This is a genomic window from Spirosoma migulaei (assembly GCF_054776855.1).
On sequence record NZ_BAAHBG010000022.1, the window covers coordinates 152,817 to 169,543 of the forward strand.

General features: G+C 46.2%; 8 protein-coding genes. 3 read left to right on the forward strand and 5 right to left on the reverse strand.

The genetic code is table 11. The features are described 5' to 3' along the window. Positions 1–11 precede the first annotated feature (11 nt). The gene (locus ACYVGO_RS21910) at positions 12–3,242 is read right to left on the reverse strand and encodes a SusC/RagA family TonB-linked outer membrane protein (RefSeq protein ID WP_142771964.1); all 3,231 of its coding nucleotides are present in this window, start codon (positions 3,240–3,242) and stop codon (positions 12–14) included. Positions 3,243–3,881: 639 nt separating this feature from the next. On the opposite strand from ACYVGO_RS21910, the gene ACYVGO_RS21915 reads away from it, so the two are divergent. Genes ACYVGO_RS21915 through ACYVGO_RS21925 form a run of 3 tightly spaced genes read left to right on the forward strand, consistent with a single transcriptional unit; the run spans position 3,882 to position 9,252 of the window. Continuing rightward, the gene (locus ACYVGO_RS21915; RefSeq protein WP_460971102.1) at positions 3,882–7,178 is read left to right on the forward strand and encodes a SusC/RagA family TonB-linked outer membrane protein; all 3,297 of its coding nucleotides are present in this window, start codon (positions 3,882–3,884) and stop codon (positions 7,176–7,178) included. Positions 7,179–7,200: 22 nt separating this feature from the next. Continuing rightward, positions 7,201–8,709: a SusD/RagB family nutrient-binding outer membrane lipoprotein gene (locus tag ACYVGO_RS21920; RefSeq protein ID WP_460971104.1), complete on the forward strand. Its 1,509-nt coding sequence runs from the start codon at positions 7,201–7,203 to the stop codon at positions 8,707–8,709. Positions 8,710–8,733: 24 nt separating this feature from the next. Continuing rightward, the gene (locus tag ACYVGO_RS21925; RefSeq protein WP_142771962.1) at positions 8,734–9,252 is read left to right on the forward strand and encodes a DUF1735 domain-containing protein; all 519 of its coding nucleotides are present in this window, start codon (positions 8,734–8,736) and stop codon (positions 9,250–9,252) included. A gap of 94 nt (positions 9,253–9,346) precedes the next feature. Here the strand turns inward: ACYVGO_RS21925 and ACYVGO_RS21930 are convergent, their stop codons facing one another. The 4 genes from ACYVGO_RS21930 to ACYVGO_RS21945 form a co-directional block, all read right to left on the reverse strand. Beyond that, on the reverse strand, positions 9,347–10,837 hold the full coding sequence (locus ACYVGO_RS21930) for a glycoside hydrolase family 130 protein (protein WP_142771961.1): 1,491 nt from the start codon (positions 10,835–10,837) through the stop codon (positions 9,347–9,349). Positions 10,838–10,938: 101 nt separating this feature from the next. Then, positions 10,939–13,290, reverse strand: coding sequence for a glycosyltransferase family 4 protein (locus ACYVGO_RS21935; protein WP_142771960.1), 2,352 nt, complete (start codon positions 13,288–13,290; stop codon positions 10,939–10,941). A 324-nt stretch (positions 13,291–13,614) separates the two neighbouring features. Beyond that, the gene (locus tag ACYVGO_RS21940) at positions 13,615–14,193 is read right to left on the reverse strand and encodes a hypothetical protein (protein ID WP_460971105.1); all 579 of its coding nucleotides are present in this window, start codon (positions 14,191–14,193) and stop codon (positions 13,615–13,617) included. A 117-nt stretch (positions 14,194–14,310) separates the two neighbouring features. Then, a complete protein-coding gene (locus ACYVGO_RS21945; protein ID WP_460971106.1) occupies positions 14,311–16,485 on the reverse strand; it encodes a GEVED domain-containing protein in 2,175 nt (724 codons plus the stop codon). Between the last annotated feature and the right edge of the window lie 242 nt (positions 16,486–16,727).

A 16,727-nucleotide genomic window follows, 5' to 3' on the forward strand; every position in this document is an offset into this window, starting at 1 on the left:
ATTGCTGTTGACTAAAACGTAAGATTGATGTTTACCCCATACTGGCGCACTGGTGGAGTCTGGCCCGTTGTATTGATCCCGATACCAACCGATGAGTTTGTTGTGGGAGTTTGTGTAGCCTGACTACCCGGATCTGGGTTACCCTGGTAACTAAATTCAGGGTCGGTGTAATAGTTCAGCTTGTCAACGATGGTGAGTAAGTTCCGTCCGTAGATTGCAATGCTAGCTCCAGAGAAAATCTTGGTTTTGTTCATCAGGTTTTGTGGCAGACGATACGACAGGTTGATATCCCGAAGTTTGATGAACCAGGCTGGTGTAACAAAGTTTTCAGAGATTAACCGGTAGTTATCTACCCAAAGAGCATACTCTGCCTCGCGCACATTCGTCGTATTAGGCGACACGCTGCCATCAGCATTCAGAATAGCGGAGTTCGGGAAAACGTGCGGAGCGCGATCTTCGGTCCATTTACCCGTTCCGGTAAAGGTCATCTGACGGCCCAAATCACTGAACATTACGTTACCTCCCCGATACTCAAAGTTAAACGTAAAGCCGAAGTTGCCATATTCCATTTTGGAGCCCAGACCGGCAATGTGCCGTGGCAGAACACCACCTCGAGCTGATAACGACGTATTACGTAAAGGATAGCCTGTCGTTGCGTTTACCAAAACACGTCCTGACTGATCTGGAGCGTATTGGTAGCCATCTGTTTTCAGGACCGGGAAGCGGGAATCCTTAATTACGTTGGTGTTTGCATACGAGAAACCACCAATCTGGAATTCATTAATACCTGGATACAGGTCAATAACTTTATTATCGTTATAGGAATAACGAACACTGGCATCCCAGGAGAACTTGCCCCCTCTGGCAATCAGGTATTTCAGCTCAGCTTCGTAACCCCAGTTTTTGGTCTCGCCTACATTGATTAACAAACTCTGGAAACCTGTCGAGTTTGGAACCCGTACCGTAATTACCTGCCCCTTAGAGTTCTGTGTATAAGCCGACACATCAATATTGATGCGGTTATTCAGCAGTTGAAATTCACCACCAATTTCAGAAGAATAAACTGTTTCAGGCTTTAAGTTGGGATCGGGTAGGGTGTTACCAACCGTCAAACCAACTGTGTTCCCATATGGGAAGCTCGTTCCGTTCGGATAGGTCAGATCCAATCCATACAACGGAATATTATCGTTGGCGTTTTTGTTATAGTTAGCCCGTAACTTAAAATAGTTCAGGAACTCACTCTTGATGCTTGGGAACGCATCGGTAGCAATAAACGAAACCGCTGCGCCATAATAGGGGTATGACCAGAAACTAGCATCTCGGTTTGGCTTGTAGAACTTAGACGTCTGATCAAAACGGAACGAACCGTTCAAAATCAGGAAGTTCTTATAGTTCGCGGTATAATCGGCATAATAACCCAGACGGCGCTCCTGCGTAAGAATCTGCCCACCTCTCAGGATGCCCTGACGGTTCGATACGTTATAGACATCAGGAACAACAATTGAGCTTGAACCGATCAAAATGTTGTTTGTTGTGCGCTGATACAAGCTGTTACCCAAAATTAATCGATTGGATACCGGACCAAGATCTTTCGACAGCTGAATCTGGAATTCGTTATTAATGACATTTTCCGTACCTGAAAAGTCTTCTACAGAACCTGGCGTATCGGTAAGTGCCCGGTAAATGCCTGTGCCATCACCATCCCGGAAGAACGGAGCCGGAATAAATGATTTACTTTTCGCCCAGTCAGAATAGGTAAACTTGCCGACGGTATTTTTACCGGTACGGGAGTTGTTCATAACACCCAGGCGGTTCGTCAAGGATAACCAGTTCGTTGCTTTGAGCGTCAGGCTTAGGTTACCGTTAATGTTGGCGTCCTTATAATTTCGCCGGGCATTGTCGGCCTCAAAGTATGGGTTGTTGTAGTAATCGTTATAGAATCCATTTGGGTTGGCCAACGGATTGGTCTGCCAGTTCCGTAGGTCGCTCAATGGCAAGTTTGCTGGCTGGTTTAATACGCCATTGTAGAAATCAAACGAAGTACGATTATAAACGCCCTGCACATAACCGGCGTTAAAGCTGGCCGTCAGTTTACCGTATTCTTTCGTAGCCGACAGACGGGTACCCGTCCGAACACTCTTATCGTTTGGAACAATCCCGTTTACCGACTGATTCTCAATCGACATGTAGAACGAACTGGTTTCGTCGCCACCCTGGAAATTAATCTGGTTATTCACCGAAACACCCGTATTGAAGGCTTTCCGGCGTGCATCTGGAACGGCCGAATACGGAATAAGAAGCTGGCTACCATCTTCAGCGGTTCGTCCCTGAATCCGAACTGATCCATCAAAGGCATCACCATACTGCTGGTTTTCGTAGGCGCGCCAGTTATCTTTCATCCGCTCCAGATAATCTGTCTTATAGCCCGTTGTACCGAACGCCGTAGCATAGTGCGAGCCAGAGCCGTATTTATCCTGAATCTGAGGAAGGAAACTGATCTGTTCAAAGTTCGTGCTGTTTGAATAATTCACTTTCAGTTTTCCTTTTGCCCCCCTTTTGGTGGTGATGATCAGGGCACCATTGATACCTGATGAACCATACAAGGTAGCAGCCTGGCCACCTTTCAGGATGGACACACTCTCAATGTCATTTGGGTTGATGGTTGATAAGATGGTCGAGGTCGTTTGCATACCATCGAGAACAACCAGCGCTTCGTTATTACCAGTCAACGAACGATATCCGCGTAAAACAACCTTCACGGCTGGATCAACACTGTTATTGACGTTGTAAACAGCCAAACCAGTCACTTTTCCCGAGAGAGCCTGGGCTAACTGTGGGGACCGACCAACGGTTACGTCTTCAGTAGCTACTTTCGAGATAGCATACCCAATTTCCCGCTGGCTCTTCCGAATACCCTGAGCCGTTACCACAATTTCCTGAAGCTGAGACGCATCGGGTTTCAGGGCCAGATTCACTGTGGTCTGATTTTCCAGCTTAACACTTTCGGTTGCAAAGCCAATAAAACTAACCTGCATGACAGCGCCTTTTGCTGCATTAATCTGAAAAGTACCGTCTGAATTTGTTGTTGTACCCTGGGTGGTTCCTTTTATAAGGATAGTAACACCTGGTAATGGAGAGCCGTCTTCTGATGAAGTGATTTTTCCAGTGATAGCCCGATTTTGAGCAATCAACGGAATAGCGAATAAACACAGTAGGAGCTGTGTTAGTAAAAATTTACGCATAGAACGTTGTTTAAGTTAAGAAGTGATACTTAAGTATAAAAACTACACCAAAAGTATTAAAAATTCGTTAAAGATACCATTTTATCAATATGAGAACGCAAACCACAAAAAGTTGTCTGTTGAATTATTGCTAAAATATTGTTCTGTTATAGCAAGTCTATATAGCTTAAAGGGGTAGCTAAGGCCCAAACCAGCACATTTTCTTTTCTTAATGATAATTTAATAGCAGCTGTACTGAATTAAGAATTGAATTAAAATTTATTAATCTCCCTGCCCTATTTTTTCTAAAATTAGTTTTCCCATACTAGCCTGCCTTTTTTTAGTGATTCTGAAGGCTATGAGGTAATGGCCATCTTAGTATAGAATAAGTTGTTTTCAGAAACAGTCCATATAATATATCGTTTAAATAGTTAATTCCAAAATTAGTTAGTTACTATCCCTTTTACAGATTAAGTATTCTCTATCGACCTACCTAAGTATTTTCACCTAAAAATACAATTTTATTAGAAGCTTCCCCATAGTTGTGAAAGGCCTTTTGCATTAAATTTATTTACTTAATTTGCAATTAGTTACATTTTAACACTTCGTTAACATGGCTATAATTTTTATTAATTTCTTAATTTAAACGCTGTCAACTTTATGAGAAAAGTTCTAATTCTAAGTTGGTTACTTTCGCTCTTTTCCTGTCTGCCATTGCTGGCACAGGAAGCGGCTGTAACGGGACGAGTGACATCATCCGATGATGGGTCTGGTCTGCCAGGTGTGAGTGTTGTTGTAAAGGGTACCAGCCGAGGTACAACCACCGATGTGAATGGGAATTACCGGCTCAACGTAGAGCCAAATACTACCCTAACATTCTCATTTGTTGGGTTCAAATCGCAGGACATCGTTGTGGGTAGCCAAAGCACCATCAATGTCGTTTTAGCTGCTGATGCTTCTACCCTAAATGAGGTTGTGGTAACTGGCTTTGGTATTCAGCGTACAGAGCGAGAGATCGGGACATCAATTGCCCGTATTAGTAATGCTCAAATTACCCAGGCAGCGCCAATCAACGTGGCCAACGGATTAACCGGTAAGGTTTCGGGTCTGCAAATCAATACAACCAATAACGGTGTAGGAGCGGGCGTCCGGCTTACCTTACGCGGTAACCGATCCTTTCTCGGTAATAATCAGGCCTTACTGATTGTCGATGGCGTTATATCAGACATCTCTTTCTTAACATCAATTAATCCGAATGATATTGATCAGACTACTGTACTAAAAGGACCGAGCGCAGCCGCTCTCTACGGCTCCGATGCATCGAATGGCGCCCTCATCATTACCACGAAACGAGGCACGCAAAACAACAAGCCACAGATTACCTACACGAACAATACGCAGTTCGAGAGCATTTCCTATATGCCCGGACTACAAACTCAGTTTGGCGCTAATGGTGGTGAAGGCGTTCCGTTTTATGATCGTAACTACGCTCGAACGTACGTGCCTTACGAAAATCAGCAGTTTGGAACCCCGTTCGACGGCTCGATTCAGCCGCTTGGATACGGTGTTCAGATTCGGGATGCGAATGGAAACGTTCGGCTCGATACGCTCAAAATTCCGTATTCAGCCCCGTCAAAAGATCCCCGTAAGGCCTTCTTTAACACCGGTGTTACGCAACAGCATGATATTTCGTACCGCATCGGCGATAACCTCAATTATTTTGGGTTGAGTTTACAGCGTGTGGATCAGAAAGGGGTGGTACCGAACGATAAGTATCAGCGGACCAACATCAGTATTAAAGGAGGTCGGGCGGTCGATAAGTTTACCGCCAATGCAGGCGTACAGTTTTCGTATCAGAATACGAATACCGAGAATGGCGACTTCAACCAAAACCGCCCTGTGTACTGGAACGTACTGAATCAGCAGCCACAGGCTCCGCTGAATAGTTATCCACTCAACGACATTACCTCTCCCTACGGCGATGTCAATGGCTACTACAACGCTTATTATCCAAATCCTTACTGGCAAATAACGGGTGACAATTCGCGGAAGATTACGGACCTGTATACCATTCAGGGATCGGCCGATGTAGCGTATAAGTTCACAAACTGGTTGAGTGTATTATACCGGGTTGGCGGTCAGGTATATAATTCGCAGTTGAAAGCCCACATTGCTGATGTAACGTTCTCGGATTATGCTACCGGTGATCCCTGGGAAGCGGGCAATATTGCCTCATCAGCAGGTGGTCACACGAATGCCAGTGTACAGGATGCTACTCAGTTAAAAACGCGCTTCACGGGTGACCTGCTCGTTACCCTGAGTCCAACCTTTGGCGATTTTACCACCAAGCTGATTCTTGGCCAACAGACCCGGCAGGAATATTTACGAACCACATACGACTATGCAGGGGCGCTTGTTGTGCCAGGCACGTATAACGTTGCCAACCGATTGGGGAACGCTACGTTAGCTGAATACAGCAGCCAAAGCCGGTTACAGGGTGTATTTGGCGATCTGACACTGGGTTATAAAAATGCGTTGTTCGTGCATGCATCGGGTCGTAATGACTGGACTTCCTTATTGGCTCCCAGCAATCGTTCCTTCTTTTATCCAGCAGTTGATGCATCGGTTGTGCTAACCGAAGTGATTCCAGCCCTAAAAAGCAATACTGTACTCAGTTACGCCAAAATTCGGGGTAGCTTGTCAAAGGTTGGTCAGGTTAACGTTGCTCCGTATCAATTACAGAATGTGTTCAATCCGGGAACAGGATTCCCATTTGGTAGTCAGGCTGGTTTTGAACAAAGTAATCAGCAGAACGACCCAAACTTGAAGCCTGAGTTCACGAACAGCCGGGAAGTCGGGATAGAATTAGGCTTGTTTGACCGGTTCAATTTCGAAGCTGTATACTATAATACGCTGACGACGAATCAGACCGTTCCGATTGGGATATCGCAGGCAACGGGCTACTCCACGGCTTTGATTAACACAGGCACCATGCAAAACCAGGGCTTTGAACTGGATTTACGCACCATCCGACCGCTAGTCAATACGGGAGGTTTTACCTGGGATGTTAATGCCAACTTCACGTATCTGGAAAGCAAGGTAACGGACTTGTATCAGGATCTACCCCGCATTAATATTCCTTACGGAACTGACCCCTATCGGCCAACTTTATCGGGCGGAGCCTCGAACGTATATGCGGCCAAAGGGTATGCGTACCCAGCGTTATTTGTCAGCGATATCCAGCGAGTACAATCGACCGATCCGAAAGCCCCTAACTACGATGCAAGTGGGCAATATACTGGCCGACCTGTTGTTGACGCAACGGGCTATCCCCTGCTGGACCCCAACCTTAAATATGCGGGTACAACGCAACCGAAATATCGCTTCGGCCTAACCAATACCTTTAAATTCAAAGGATTGACTCTGGCAGCTGTGGTTGAGTACCGTGGTGGTGCTGTTATCTATAACGCTTTGGGAAATGCGCTCGAATTTACGGGAGCAGGCATCCGGTCGACTTATGCTGGACGGCAAAACTTTGTGTTCCCGAACTCGGTGATTGTAACCAATAACCCAGATGGCATTACTACAGCCAGTATCAACCCAAATACGAATGTGACTACCAAAGATGGTAATCTCGTGTTCTGGACTAATTCTGGCTACCATAATGCTGCCTATAGTTACGTAACAAGTGCCGACTTCTGGAAGCTTCGTGAAGTTGTGCTGAGCTACAACATTCCGAGCAAGATAATGAATTACACCAAATTCATTAAGTCGCTGAACATTGCGCTGACGGGCCGAAACCTGATTATGCTTCGACCTAAAACAAATGTATTCACCGATCCTGAATTTTCGGGTGGCTCAAATGCCAACGATACCAGTAACGCGGTAGGTACCACAACCGAATACCAGACGCCCCCAACTCGGCTTTATGGATTCCGGCTCAGTTTTGGTTTTTAAGAACTTAATTCAGCAAACAACAATGATTTATATAAAACGACTAACAGCTGGCATGCTAGCTGTACTGCTGGCCGTAGTGGCGGGCTGCAAAAGCGACTATCTCGACGTTAATAATAACCCGAACCAGGTAACAGCGGCTACACCACAACTGGTGTTACCCGACGCACTGGCTACAACGGGTTGGTATCTTACGGGCAATGCGCCTAGTGGTGCCGCCGGTAGCTTCTATTTCCTGAATTTGTGGATGGGTTACTGGAACTGGAGTGGTAACTATTCGATTGCTACATCGGATAAAAACTACCAGTTCACCCAAGCGTTCAACAACAGCGTCTGGACAAGCGCTTACCTCAATCTGAAAAACTACAATTATGTAGAGAATCAGGCGGCTACGCTGGGGCAACCACTTTTACAGGGCATGGCCAAAATCATGAAAGCCCTGCATTTTCAGATTTTGGTCGATACCTACGGCGATGTTCCTTATACATCGGCTTTACAGGGCACGGCTAATATTCTACCTACTTACGACAAAGCACAGGATATTTATGACGACTTGTTCAAGCAGATCGACGCTGCAATAGTTCTGTTGGGCAAAGGTGATGGCACGCTTAATCCGGGACCAAACGATATCATGTTCCAGGGGGATATCAATAAGTGGCTCAAGTTTGCCAACACCCTTAAGTTACGGATGCTGCTTCGTCAATCGGAAAAAACCGACCGCGCTTCGTTCATTCAAACGCAGTTAGCCACTATTAAAGCTTCAGGTTATAGCTTTTTGGGCGCGGGCGAAAATGCAAGTGTAAATCCAGGCTATACGAATTCCCAAAACATGCAGAATCCGTTGTTCGGGGCATTTTACGCGATTAATGGTAATCCAACAACGCTGAACAACCAGTTCAAAGGAAATCTGTACGGAATCACGTTCTATAAAAGTACAAATGACCCTCGGTTGGGTGCCTATTATAGACCCGTTGCGGGTACAACCAGCACATTTAATGGCACCTACTTTGGCACTACCGATGTATTGGTAAACAGCCAGGTATCGGATATAGGCCCAGGCGTTTTAACGAGTGTTGACCAACCTTCGCCGATTTTACTATCGCACGAAAGCCTGTTTATGCAGGCAGAAGCCGCACAACGGGGCTGGATTACGGGCGACCCAAAAACCTTGTACCAGTCAGCTATTACGGAGTCATTCATTAACGTAGGCCGTACCGCAGCTGAAGCAGTTGCGTATTACTCTCAAGCGGGTTTGAATGACGTAAACTGGGATGCATCGACTAACAAGATCGAAGCGATTATTACTCAGAAATGGGCTTCGGAAAATAGCACAGCGCCCTTTGAAGCCTGGTCGGATTATCGTCGGCTGGGATTACCCATTACGATTCCAATCTCGCAGGACCCAAGCACCACAGTGAAGCAAATTCCACTTCGGTTGCTTTATCCCACCTCAGAGTATAGCAATAACGCATTTAACGTAGGCGCTCAAGGTACTATCAATCAGTTTACAAGCAAAATATTCTGGGAAAAGTAAGCCACCCAAAACAAGCAAACAACCATGAACAAGTTATTTAGTATTATCGTGGCCGCAAGTTTGGCAGTTGGTCTGACTTCGTGCCTCAAAGACGACGAACACTTTGTCGATTTCGCGGGAGCAGGCTACGTAGCCGAAATTCCCTATGTGGCCAACCGAAGTATTCTTAAAACGGTAACGGTTTCGGCTACCAGCACATCACTTGTAGCTCCAGTCGACATTAATATTGCGTCGCCCAATCCGCCATCGCAGGATGTTCCTGTTACCGTTGCCATTGATCAGGCAGCCCTGACGGCTTACAATACAGCAAATAAAACTTCGTATACGATTCCACCAGCAGCTGCGTTCCAGTTACCCAATCCTATGGTGACGGTGGCAGCCGGTCAGCGCATTGCTACGGTGAACGTCAACGTTGTTGGTACACAGGTACCAGCAACGGGTGGCCCTTATGCGATACCCATTAGCATTACAACCGTACCCAGCAATGTAGTTATTAGTGCTAATTATCATACGCAGATCCTGGTCGTTTCACTAACGAAGTAAAGAGTGATTTTTAACAAAAAAGCCAGTTACGAATTCGTAACTGGCTTTTTTGTTCTCGCTTGGCTACGCCGAGTGAGAACGAAGAACGAAAAGCTTAAGCAACTACCTCGTTAGTAACCGTTGCCGGCTTAGTTTCCCCGGTTAGCTCGGCCAGAAGTTCCTTTACATTCACCGTAGCAAAGCTACTGGCGTAGTCGGCCATGGCATAGGGAATGATCAATTCATCGTTGTTGATAAGCGCCCCACAGCTATAGACCACATTGGGAACATAGCCCTCCCGTTCATTCTCATCAGGGCTAAGGATTGGTTCGGCAGTGCGGCCAATTACTTTGCTGGGGTCGTTAAGGTCGAGGAGAAAAGCGCCAATGGCATACTTCCGCATAGGTCCTACCCCATGGCTCAGCACCAGCCAACCTGCTTCCGTTTCGATGGGTGAACCACAGTTGCCTAACTGTACGTATTCCCAATGGTAGGTCGGCTTGAGCAGTATGTCTTTCGTCTGCCAGAAATACAAATCATCGGAATACATCAGGTAGATATTTTCCCCGTCCTGCCGTGAAATCATAGCATATTTACCATTGACTTTACGTGGAAACAGAGCCATGCCTTTATTAGAGACTTCGGCCCCGTTAAGGGTACTCACACTGAAATGGGTAAAATCTTTGGTTTCCAGCAGTTGCGGAAACGTTACTTTTCCATTATAGGCCGTATAGGTGGCATAGTACGTTATCTGACCATCATCGTCCGTGAACTGTACAAACCGCGCATCCTCAATGCCGTTTGTTTCATTGGGCGAAGTCGGAAAAATGCACCGCTCATCTAAGCTCTGGTCATCCTCAAAGTGAACTTCGTAGTTCGATTTAGCCAGTGCCAACAGTCCGCTCGCAATGGTCTCATATTCTGCATTGTAGCGAAATTGAGCCGATACCCGTTTAATCTGGGCTTCCAGTTCAAGGAGACTAAATTCATCACCGAGGCCCGCCATCATTTTTTCCTGAATGCTGTTTTCCAACCGCAACTCATAGAGTTTACGCTCAAATACAGACCGGTTAAAGACATGATTGGGAACCATATCGGGCGATGTGACATAGCGGGATGGCTTCCGTAACACGATTTTCCCGTTTTCGTCGATATAGCCCATACGGAATGAAATCGACGATACGTGCCCCTCTCCCGTTGCCCGCAAACTTAAAATGAACCGCTTGAATCCAGGCGGCACATTGGTCTGATCGGGGTGCCAGATCATCGACGGATTGAAAAGTGCAGCCGATTCGAGCGAATATTCCATGGTGAAATACGCCCCTAGCAACAGCTTTCGGTCCTCAGTAAGTGGCTCATCGGTTAATAACTGCGATTTAATCTGGTCAAATCGCTGTAACAAAAACCGTTCGAGTTTATAATGACGCCCACCGAATTCGCGAATCACTTCATCGAGTTTCTGTTCGGCTTCTTCGTCGGTCATGCTGCCAACTCGGGCAATAATTTTCAGGGTACGGGTAGCGCTGCCCAGTTCAAACGGGCGAAACAACACTCGCGTAGGATCGGGCCGCAGAACAATGCCTGTTCGGGTGGCTTTTATACTCATCAGTATCAGTAAGTAAGGTAGTCGAGCGGACAACTCCCCGGTTCGTATAGGAGCAAATATAGTAGCTGTCCAACTGATAAACGGTACAACTGGTTGACAAATTACCCATTCAGTAAAGCGGGCATTTCAACATTCACCGGTTTTGGTTCAGCTCGCTTCTTTTGGGCCAGATGCAATTCTGCCAGGGCAATCAAATAGGATAGGCTGGACTCCGCCCCCTGGTTCTGATTGACCCGGTCGATATGCAACCCATCCCGACAACCACCAGTTTGCTGATCATACAACGGCAGGCCAAGGTCATTAAAGCCCGTAAACCACTTGAACACCCGGATAGCCGTCCGTTGCCATTCAGCATCGCCCGTTACCTCAAAGGCCGCCAAACAAACAGACACCGTACTCTGTGCTTCGAGTGGTTGCTGATCGAAATAAGCACGAGGTTGACCTTTTGTATAAAATCCATTTGAGCCAATTGGCTGAAAATGGCCATAGGTGGCCGTCTGTAAGTTTATCAACCACCGAAGTGATGTAAGCCCCATTTGGATAAACCGCTCATCGCCAGAACGTAGCAGCGCATGAACCAATACAGCATTGTCGTACGACAACGTGTTTTCAAACCACGGCCATTCTTCTGTGGCGGTTTCGGTGTAACGAAACACCAGCTTATCGAGTAATTGCCGCTGAATGGTTTTAGCCAGCCGATCATCGTTGAATTTCTTCTGATATTCGTGAATACCCAGCAACGAGAACGCCCAGGCACGGGGTGATGTCATTGTAACAACACTCGGCAATACTTTTTCAAAAAGATTCATAGCCCAGCTCACGGTATTCCGATCCGTAGCCCGACCGATACAGGTACCTAATGCCCAGATGGTACGGCCTGTGCTATCGTCGGAACCCACCTCTTCGAGCCAGCGCCGGTCATAACTCATGAAGTTACGGAACCGTCGATAATCGTGTGTATAGGCATGATTAATGAACGCACAATAGTTGTCGGCGGTACGGGCCAGTTTAGCGTCGCTTAGTCCAGCCTCCTGCAAAATCTGCGTCAGAATCAGCGCCCGAGCGTTATCGTCGGTGCAATAGCCTTCTTCGTAATAGGGCAGGTGATGTCGTGCGTGCTGCACAATACCCGTTGAATCGGTTAAGCGGAACAGGTGATCGAGCCGAAGCGCTGGCAGTTTAAATGCGGCATTACTATGCGCACCCATTGCATACGGCACCTGACTGTTAATGGTACTCATTCGTTCCTGCCGGGCTTGTGTAAATGAATGGGCATACGACTGAATAACCCGTTCCCAGATCATCTCACGGCCCATCATATACGCCTTCTTCCGAATCGAATGCCGCGCCGGTTCGTCAGTCAGCATCGTAATAACCTGATCAGCAATAGCTTCTGAATCACCAAAGGGCACTAGCATTCCTCTGCCTTCGGCCAGCAATTCTTCGGCATGCCAGTAAGGTGTCGAGATCACCGCTTTCCCGCAGCCAAAAGCATAGGATAAGGTCCCCGACGTAATCTGAGCCGGATTCAAATAAGGCGTAATGTAGATATCGGCAGAACCAAGGTATTCGCGCAAATCCTCCAACTCAACAAACTGGTTATAGAATCGGATATGATCCCGAACCCCCAAATCGGCGGCTAATTTTTTCAGGCTATCGCGGTAGGCTTCTCCCTCATGTTTGAGCAGGTGCGGATGAGTAGCTCCCAACACCATATACACCACATTGGGGCATTGCTCCACAATACGGGGCAGCGCCCGAATTACATTTTCAATGCCTTTATTGGGCGAAAGCAAGCCGAATGTCAATAGCGTTTGTTTGCCTTCCATGCCAAATTTGTCCTTGTAAAAATGAGGATCAACAAAAGGCATATCAGGAATACCGTGTGGAATAACGTCGATTTTTTCGTCGGGAATCTCGTAGATATTAATCAGAAAATCCCGGCCTTTTTCACTCATACAAATCACCCTTGATGATAAATCGGCAATGCTTTTCAACACCACCAACTGTTCTTCATTGGGGTCTTTCAAAATGGTATGAAACGTAGTGACCACAGGCATGGTCAGATTACGCAGCAGCGTCAAGATATAACTTCCCGCCGAACCACCATAAATGCCGTATTCGTGTTGCAGACAAACCACATCGACATCTTTTGAATTTAGAAATTCGGCAGCTTTGCGATACGCGTTCTGATCATGCTGATAAAAATCATAGCGGACTTCTGACGGATAATCATAGCCCTCAAGGGTATCGTTTACTGATATAACTAAAGCATTGGAATTAGGAATAAATGCATTATATGAAGTATAAAGATCCGATGTGAATGTAGCAATGCCGCACTGTCTGGGTAGATAGTCACCGACAAACGCTACATTTTTGGGATTATGCTCCCATACCTTTAACCGCGGTTCGCCTTGATTCGTAATTCCACTATAGTTTACATGAGTTGTCATACCGGTTGAGTTAGTTTATCGTACTGAATGCTATTTAATCTACAACTATAATCGGCTAATGCCCCCTTTTGTTTGGCCTAACAGTATAATTTAATTGCTTAGGAGCCGAATAAGGCAATCGAACAAACTATTATCCAACTAATACTTTATTTTTCCCTATAATCTACAAGATAGCCTATAAAATTTTTAGTCGAAGGCAGGTAGTGAGTAGTTGTAGCAGCTAGAATGCAGACAGCGTCTTTTAAAAGAGTCCTTCCTTAACTGTGCACTATAATTGGCATTCCTGTAACGCTAAGTTCCAAGCGTACAATAAACTGATGCTTACTAGTTCAGTAAGGCTTTGAAGCTACCGTTTTTGAATCGAACGGTAGGTGCTGTTATATCCGTCAGTTCAATTTCGAACGTACCCTGGACGGCCTGTTGGCTTGCACTATACCCTGTAATCTGAATCCAACCGATACTATTTGCCTGAGAGGTGTAGGTTTTTATAATGCTGTCTCCACCAAGAAGCAGAAAATAGGAAACACCACCTGCCGCCCCAGCACATGCGTTTAGATCGGAGACCAGATACTTTCCAACAGCCAACGGAATATTGTGAAATACCAGTATTTGAGTGGGTACACAATTGCCTACGCAACCGGTTGCGGCTTGCTTTGGGGTAGTATTGGAAAACGGCAAATCGGTGGAGAACTTAACGTCAATTCTATTTTTGGTACAACTGGTTTCGCCAGTTAACCCAATCGTTTTAGAGGCATCAGCGGCCCCATACCAGGTTGAGTCATTCAACGTGGCTGTTACCCGATATGGTCCATCAATCGTTATTTCTGGCTCGGGGGTAGTTGACGATTGTGAACAGGACAGGCAACCAACAACTAAATAGAAAAACCATTTCGCGATGTTCATAGTACTTCCATTTAATGGGTATAGACTCCCTAACAACAAATGTCGTAAAAAGATGCTTGATCAGTTTCTCACGTAATCAGGTAGCACTGAATCGTCCTAACAAACAGGTTGCATTGCTTACGGTCCCAAGCGCAACTGGGCCGTTGGGCTAATAGTCAAAAGTCCCCCGATACTGTAGTCAACACGTAAGGCTCTGGCTACAAAGCTAGTTGGTACAACTATAGCATGACCTATCTGCACCTGGTCCGTTTGGGAAGGAATATGGTTACATGACCAAACAGTGGGATCGTCCCAGTTACCTACTTTAAGGGTGTACATTGTTGTGCAGGCGTTGACCGTAACGATGGCGGTACCGCTCACGGTACCGCTACTACAGCCAATGGATACTTGTCCTACTGTATAGGTGGTGCTAACAGTTGGAGCCACCGTGAAACTAAATGGCGACGCAGGAATACCGGTATAGGTGATAGGCGGACTGCTGCTGGAGTTAACAGTCAGTGAAAAAGGAGCGGCTCCGGTTAAACTGACCATAAGTGTAGCCGTTTGCCCAGCCGTAATAGTAGTTGTTCCAGCGAGGCTGGCAACGGGTGCACTACAGGCTGGCTTAACAACCAATACATAATCTTCTGTTTCACCATATGAATAACTTCCGCATGGGTCGGAAGGAACGGTTGAAAAAGCAACTACAACCCGCATGGCGACCGTACTGGCTGTAGTACTGGCCGGTATAGTCAGACTACCCGAAAATGTACTGGCCATATTTACTCCCGGCATTTGATAGAGCCGTTCGTTCGTTTCAAACAAGCCGTTATTGTTTAAATCAACCCAAATAGTGCCACCCATTGGGTTAAATGTACCTTTCGTAACAGTAAAGGTGGAGGATTGCCCGGCAGTAACGGTTCCGCTAACGGCGGTAAATGATGTATAGTAACTGCTGCTACTGGGCGAACAGCCCGAATTTTGACTTAAGGTTGCGCCGTTTACTGTTACACCCGTTATGTTAATTGCATACGGGCAACCATCATTCGCAAATGAGGGACGACAATCGGGAGCAACCACTGTAGCTGCTATACTAGTACTTCCCGTAGTTGTATTAGATGCTTTAATCCGATAGTAATACCGGGTTTGGGATGTGAACGACCTATCGGTAAACGTAGTGATATTAGGCGCTACTCCACCTATTGGGACAAATCCTGTTGTGGGAAAAGTGGACCGCTCGATGAAATAGCCCATTTCTGTACTGGAGTTATCTTGCCAGGTAATTACGATGCCGCTACCCTGTATAGTGGCTACAACAGTTGAAGGGGCCGCCATGGCTGTTTCCGGAGCATCGAGTGTGTAAGCGGTGTGGTTCTGACGCGTGGCCAGACCAGCCTGAATGCGATCATATTGCCCTGCGGTAAAATCATGTACGCACGGGAAATAATACGACATAAGATTGGTAGGCGAAGGCGTATAGAGATTATTCTGATCGTCAACGAAGGTACACGTATAAGAGGGTGGGCATCCAGATATACAGGCATAATTTGCACCCGCGTACCGCCCATAGGGATCGGCGGGTGTATCACAGACCAAATCGCCGGTGGTTGTGCAGTTGGCCCCGGCACCACGCGTCACCCGTTCATACCCATAGAATGGCTCATGAGTATGCAACAAGTTAAAGGTATGCCCTAACTCATGGGGTATTAATCGATTACCCATATCGTCATCAGAGCCTTCATCCAGAATGATTGTACGGGTAGAAGCTACCGTATTCGCGGGGAATTGGGCATAACCACCCAGACTAGCGTTGTCAAATTGGTGAACGTAGTACTGGTTTAATGCATTTGTCACATCACGCGGGGCCACGGTAGCATCATCAGCATTCTGACGATACTGAGCATATAAGACATCACTGTCTATATAATCAGGCGTGGTACCTGAAAAATAAAATTGAATGCCATTTCCATTCTGGAGATAATATTTATTGGTCAGGGCCATCACATTATTCAAACTAGACATACTGTAGCCCCCTGTACCATCCGATTTTCGGATAATATGTGGTCTGATGGGCACATACGTTAGGGAGACAAAAGAAGGGCCAAAGGCTTGTTTTAAGCGAAGAGCCAGGGCCGCTTCGGCTTCAAGGGCCTGCCGGTCGGCAGGTGAAAGGCTTTCCGTTGCACACTGAAATAAAGGTGGGTTAATCAGCTGAGCTGTTGCGACAAACGGTAGAGCAACTAAACTACTGATCAATAGATAGAAAAATCGACTACCAAATTGGCCAGAACGCTTCGCGTAGATTTTAGGCATAAATAACTGGCTAGCTGGTTAAAAAACTCAAGATACACTATATAATATTAGCCATAGTCGATTTCTACTAAAAGGCGTTTTCGTAATAATCTTATTAATTAGATTACCAATACGTATATACTAAGAGACTTTTGATGATTTTATACCATAAGATTACCGTTTCCAGTTTAAGACAAATCGGCGAAATAGTCAGCCAGATTACTACATCGTTCCTTGAATAGGTACGCCCAAAACCCCATTGT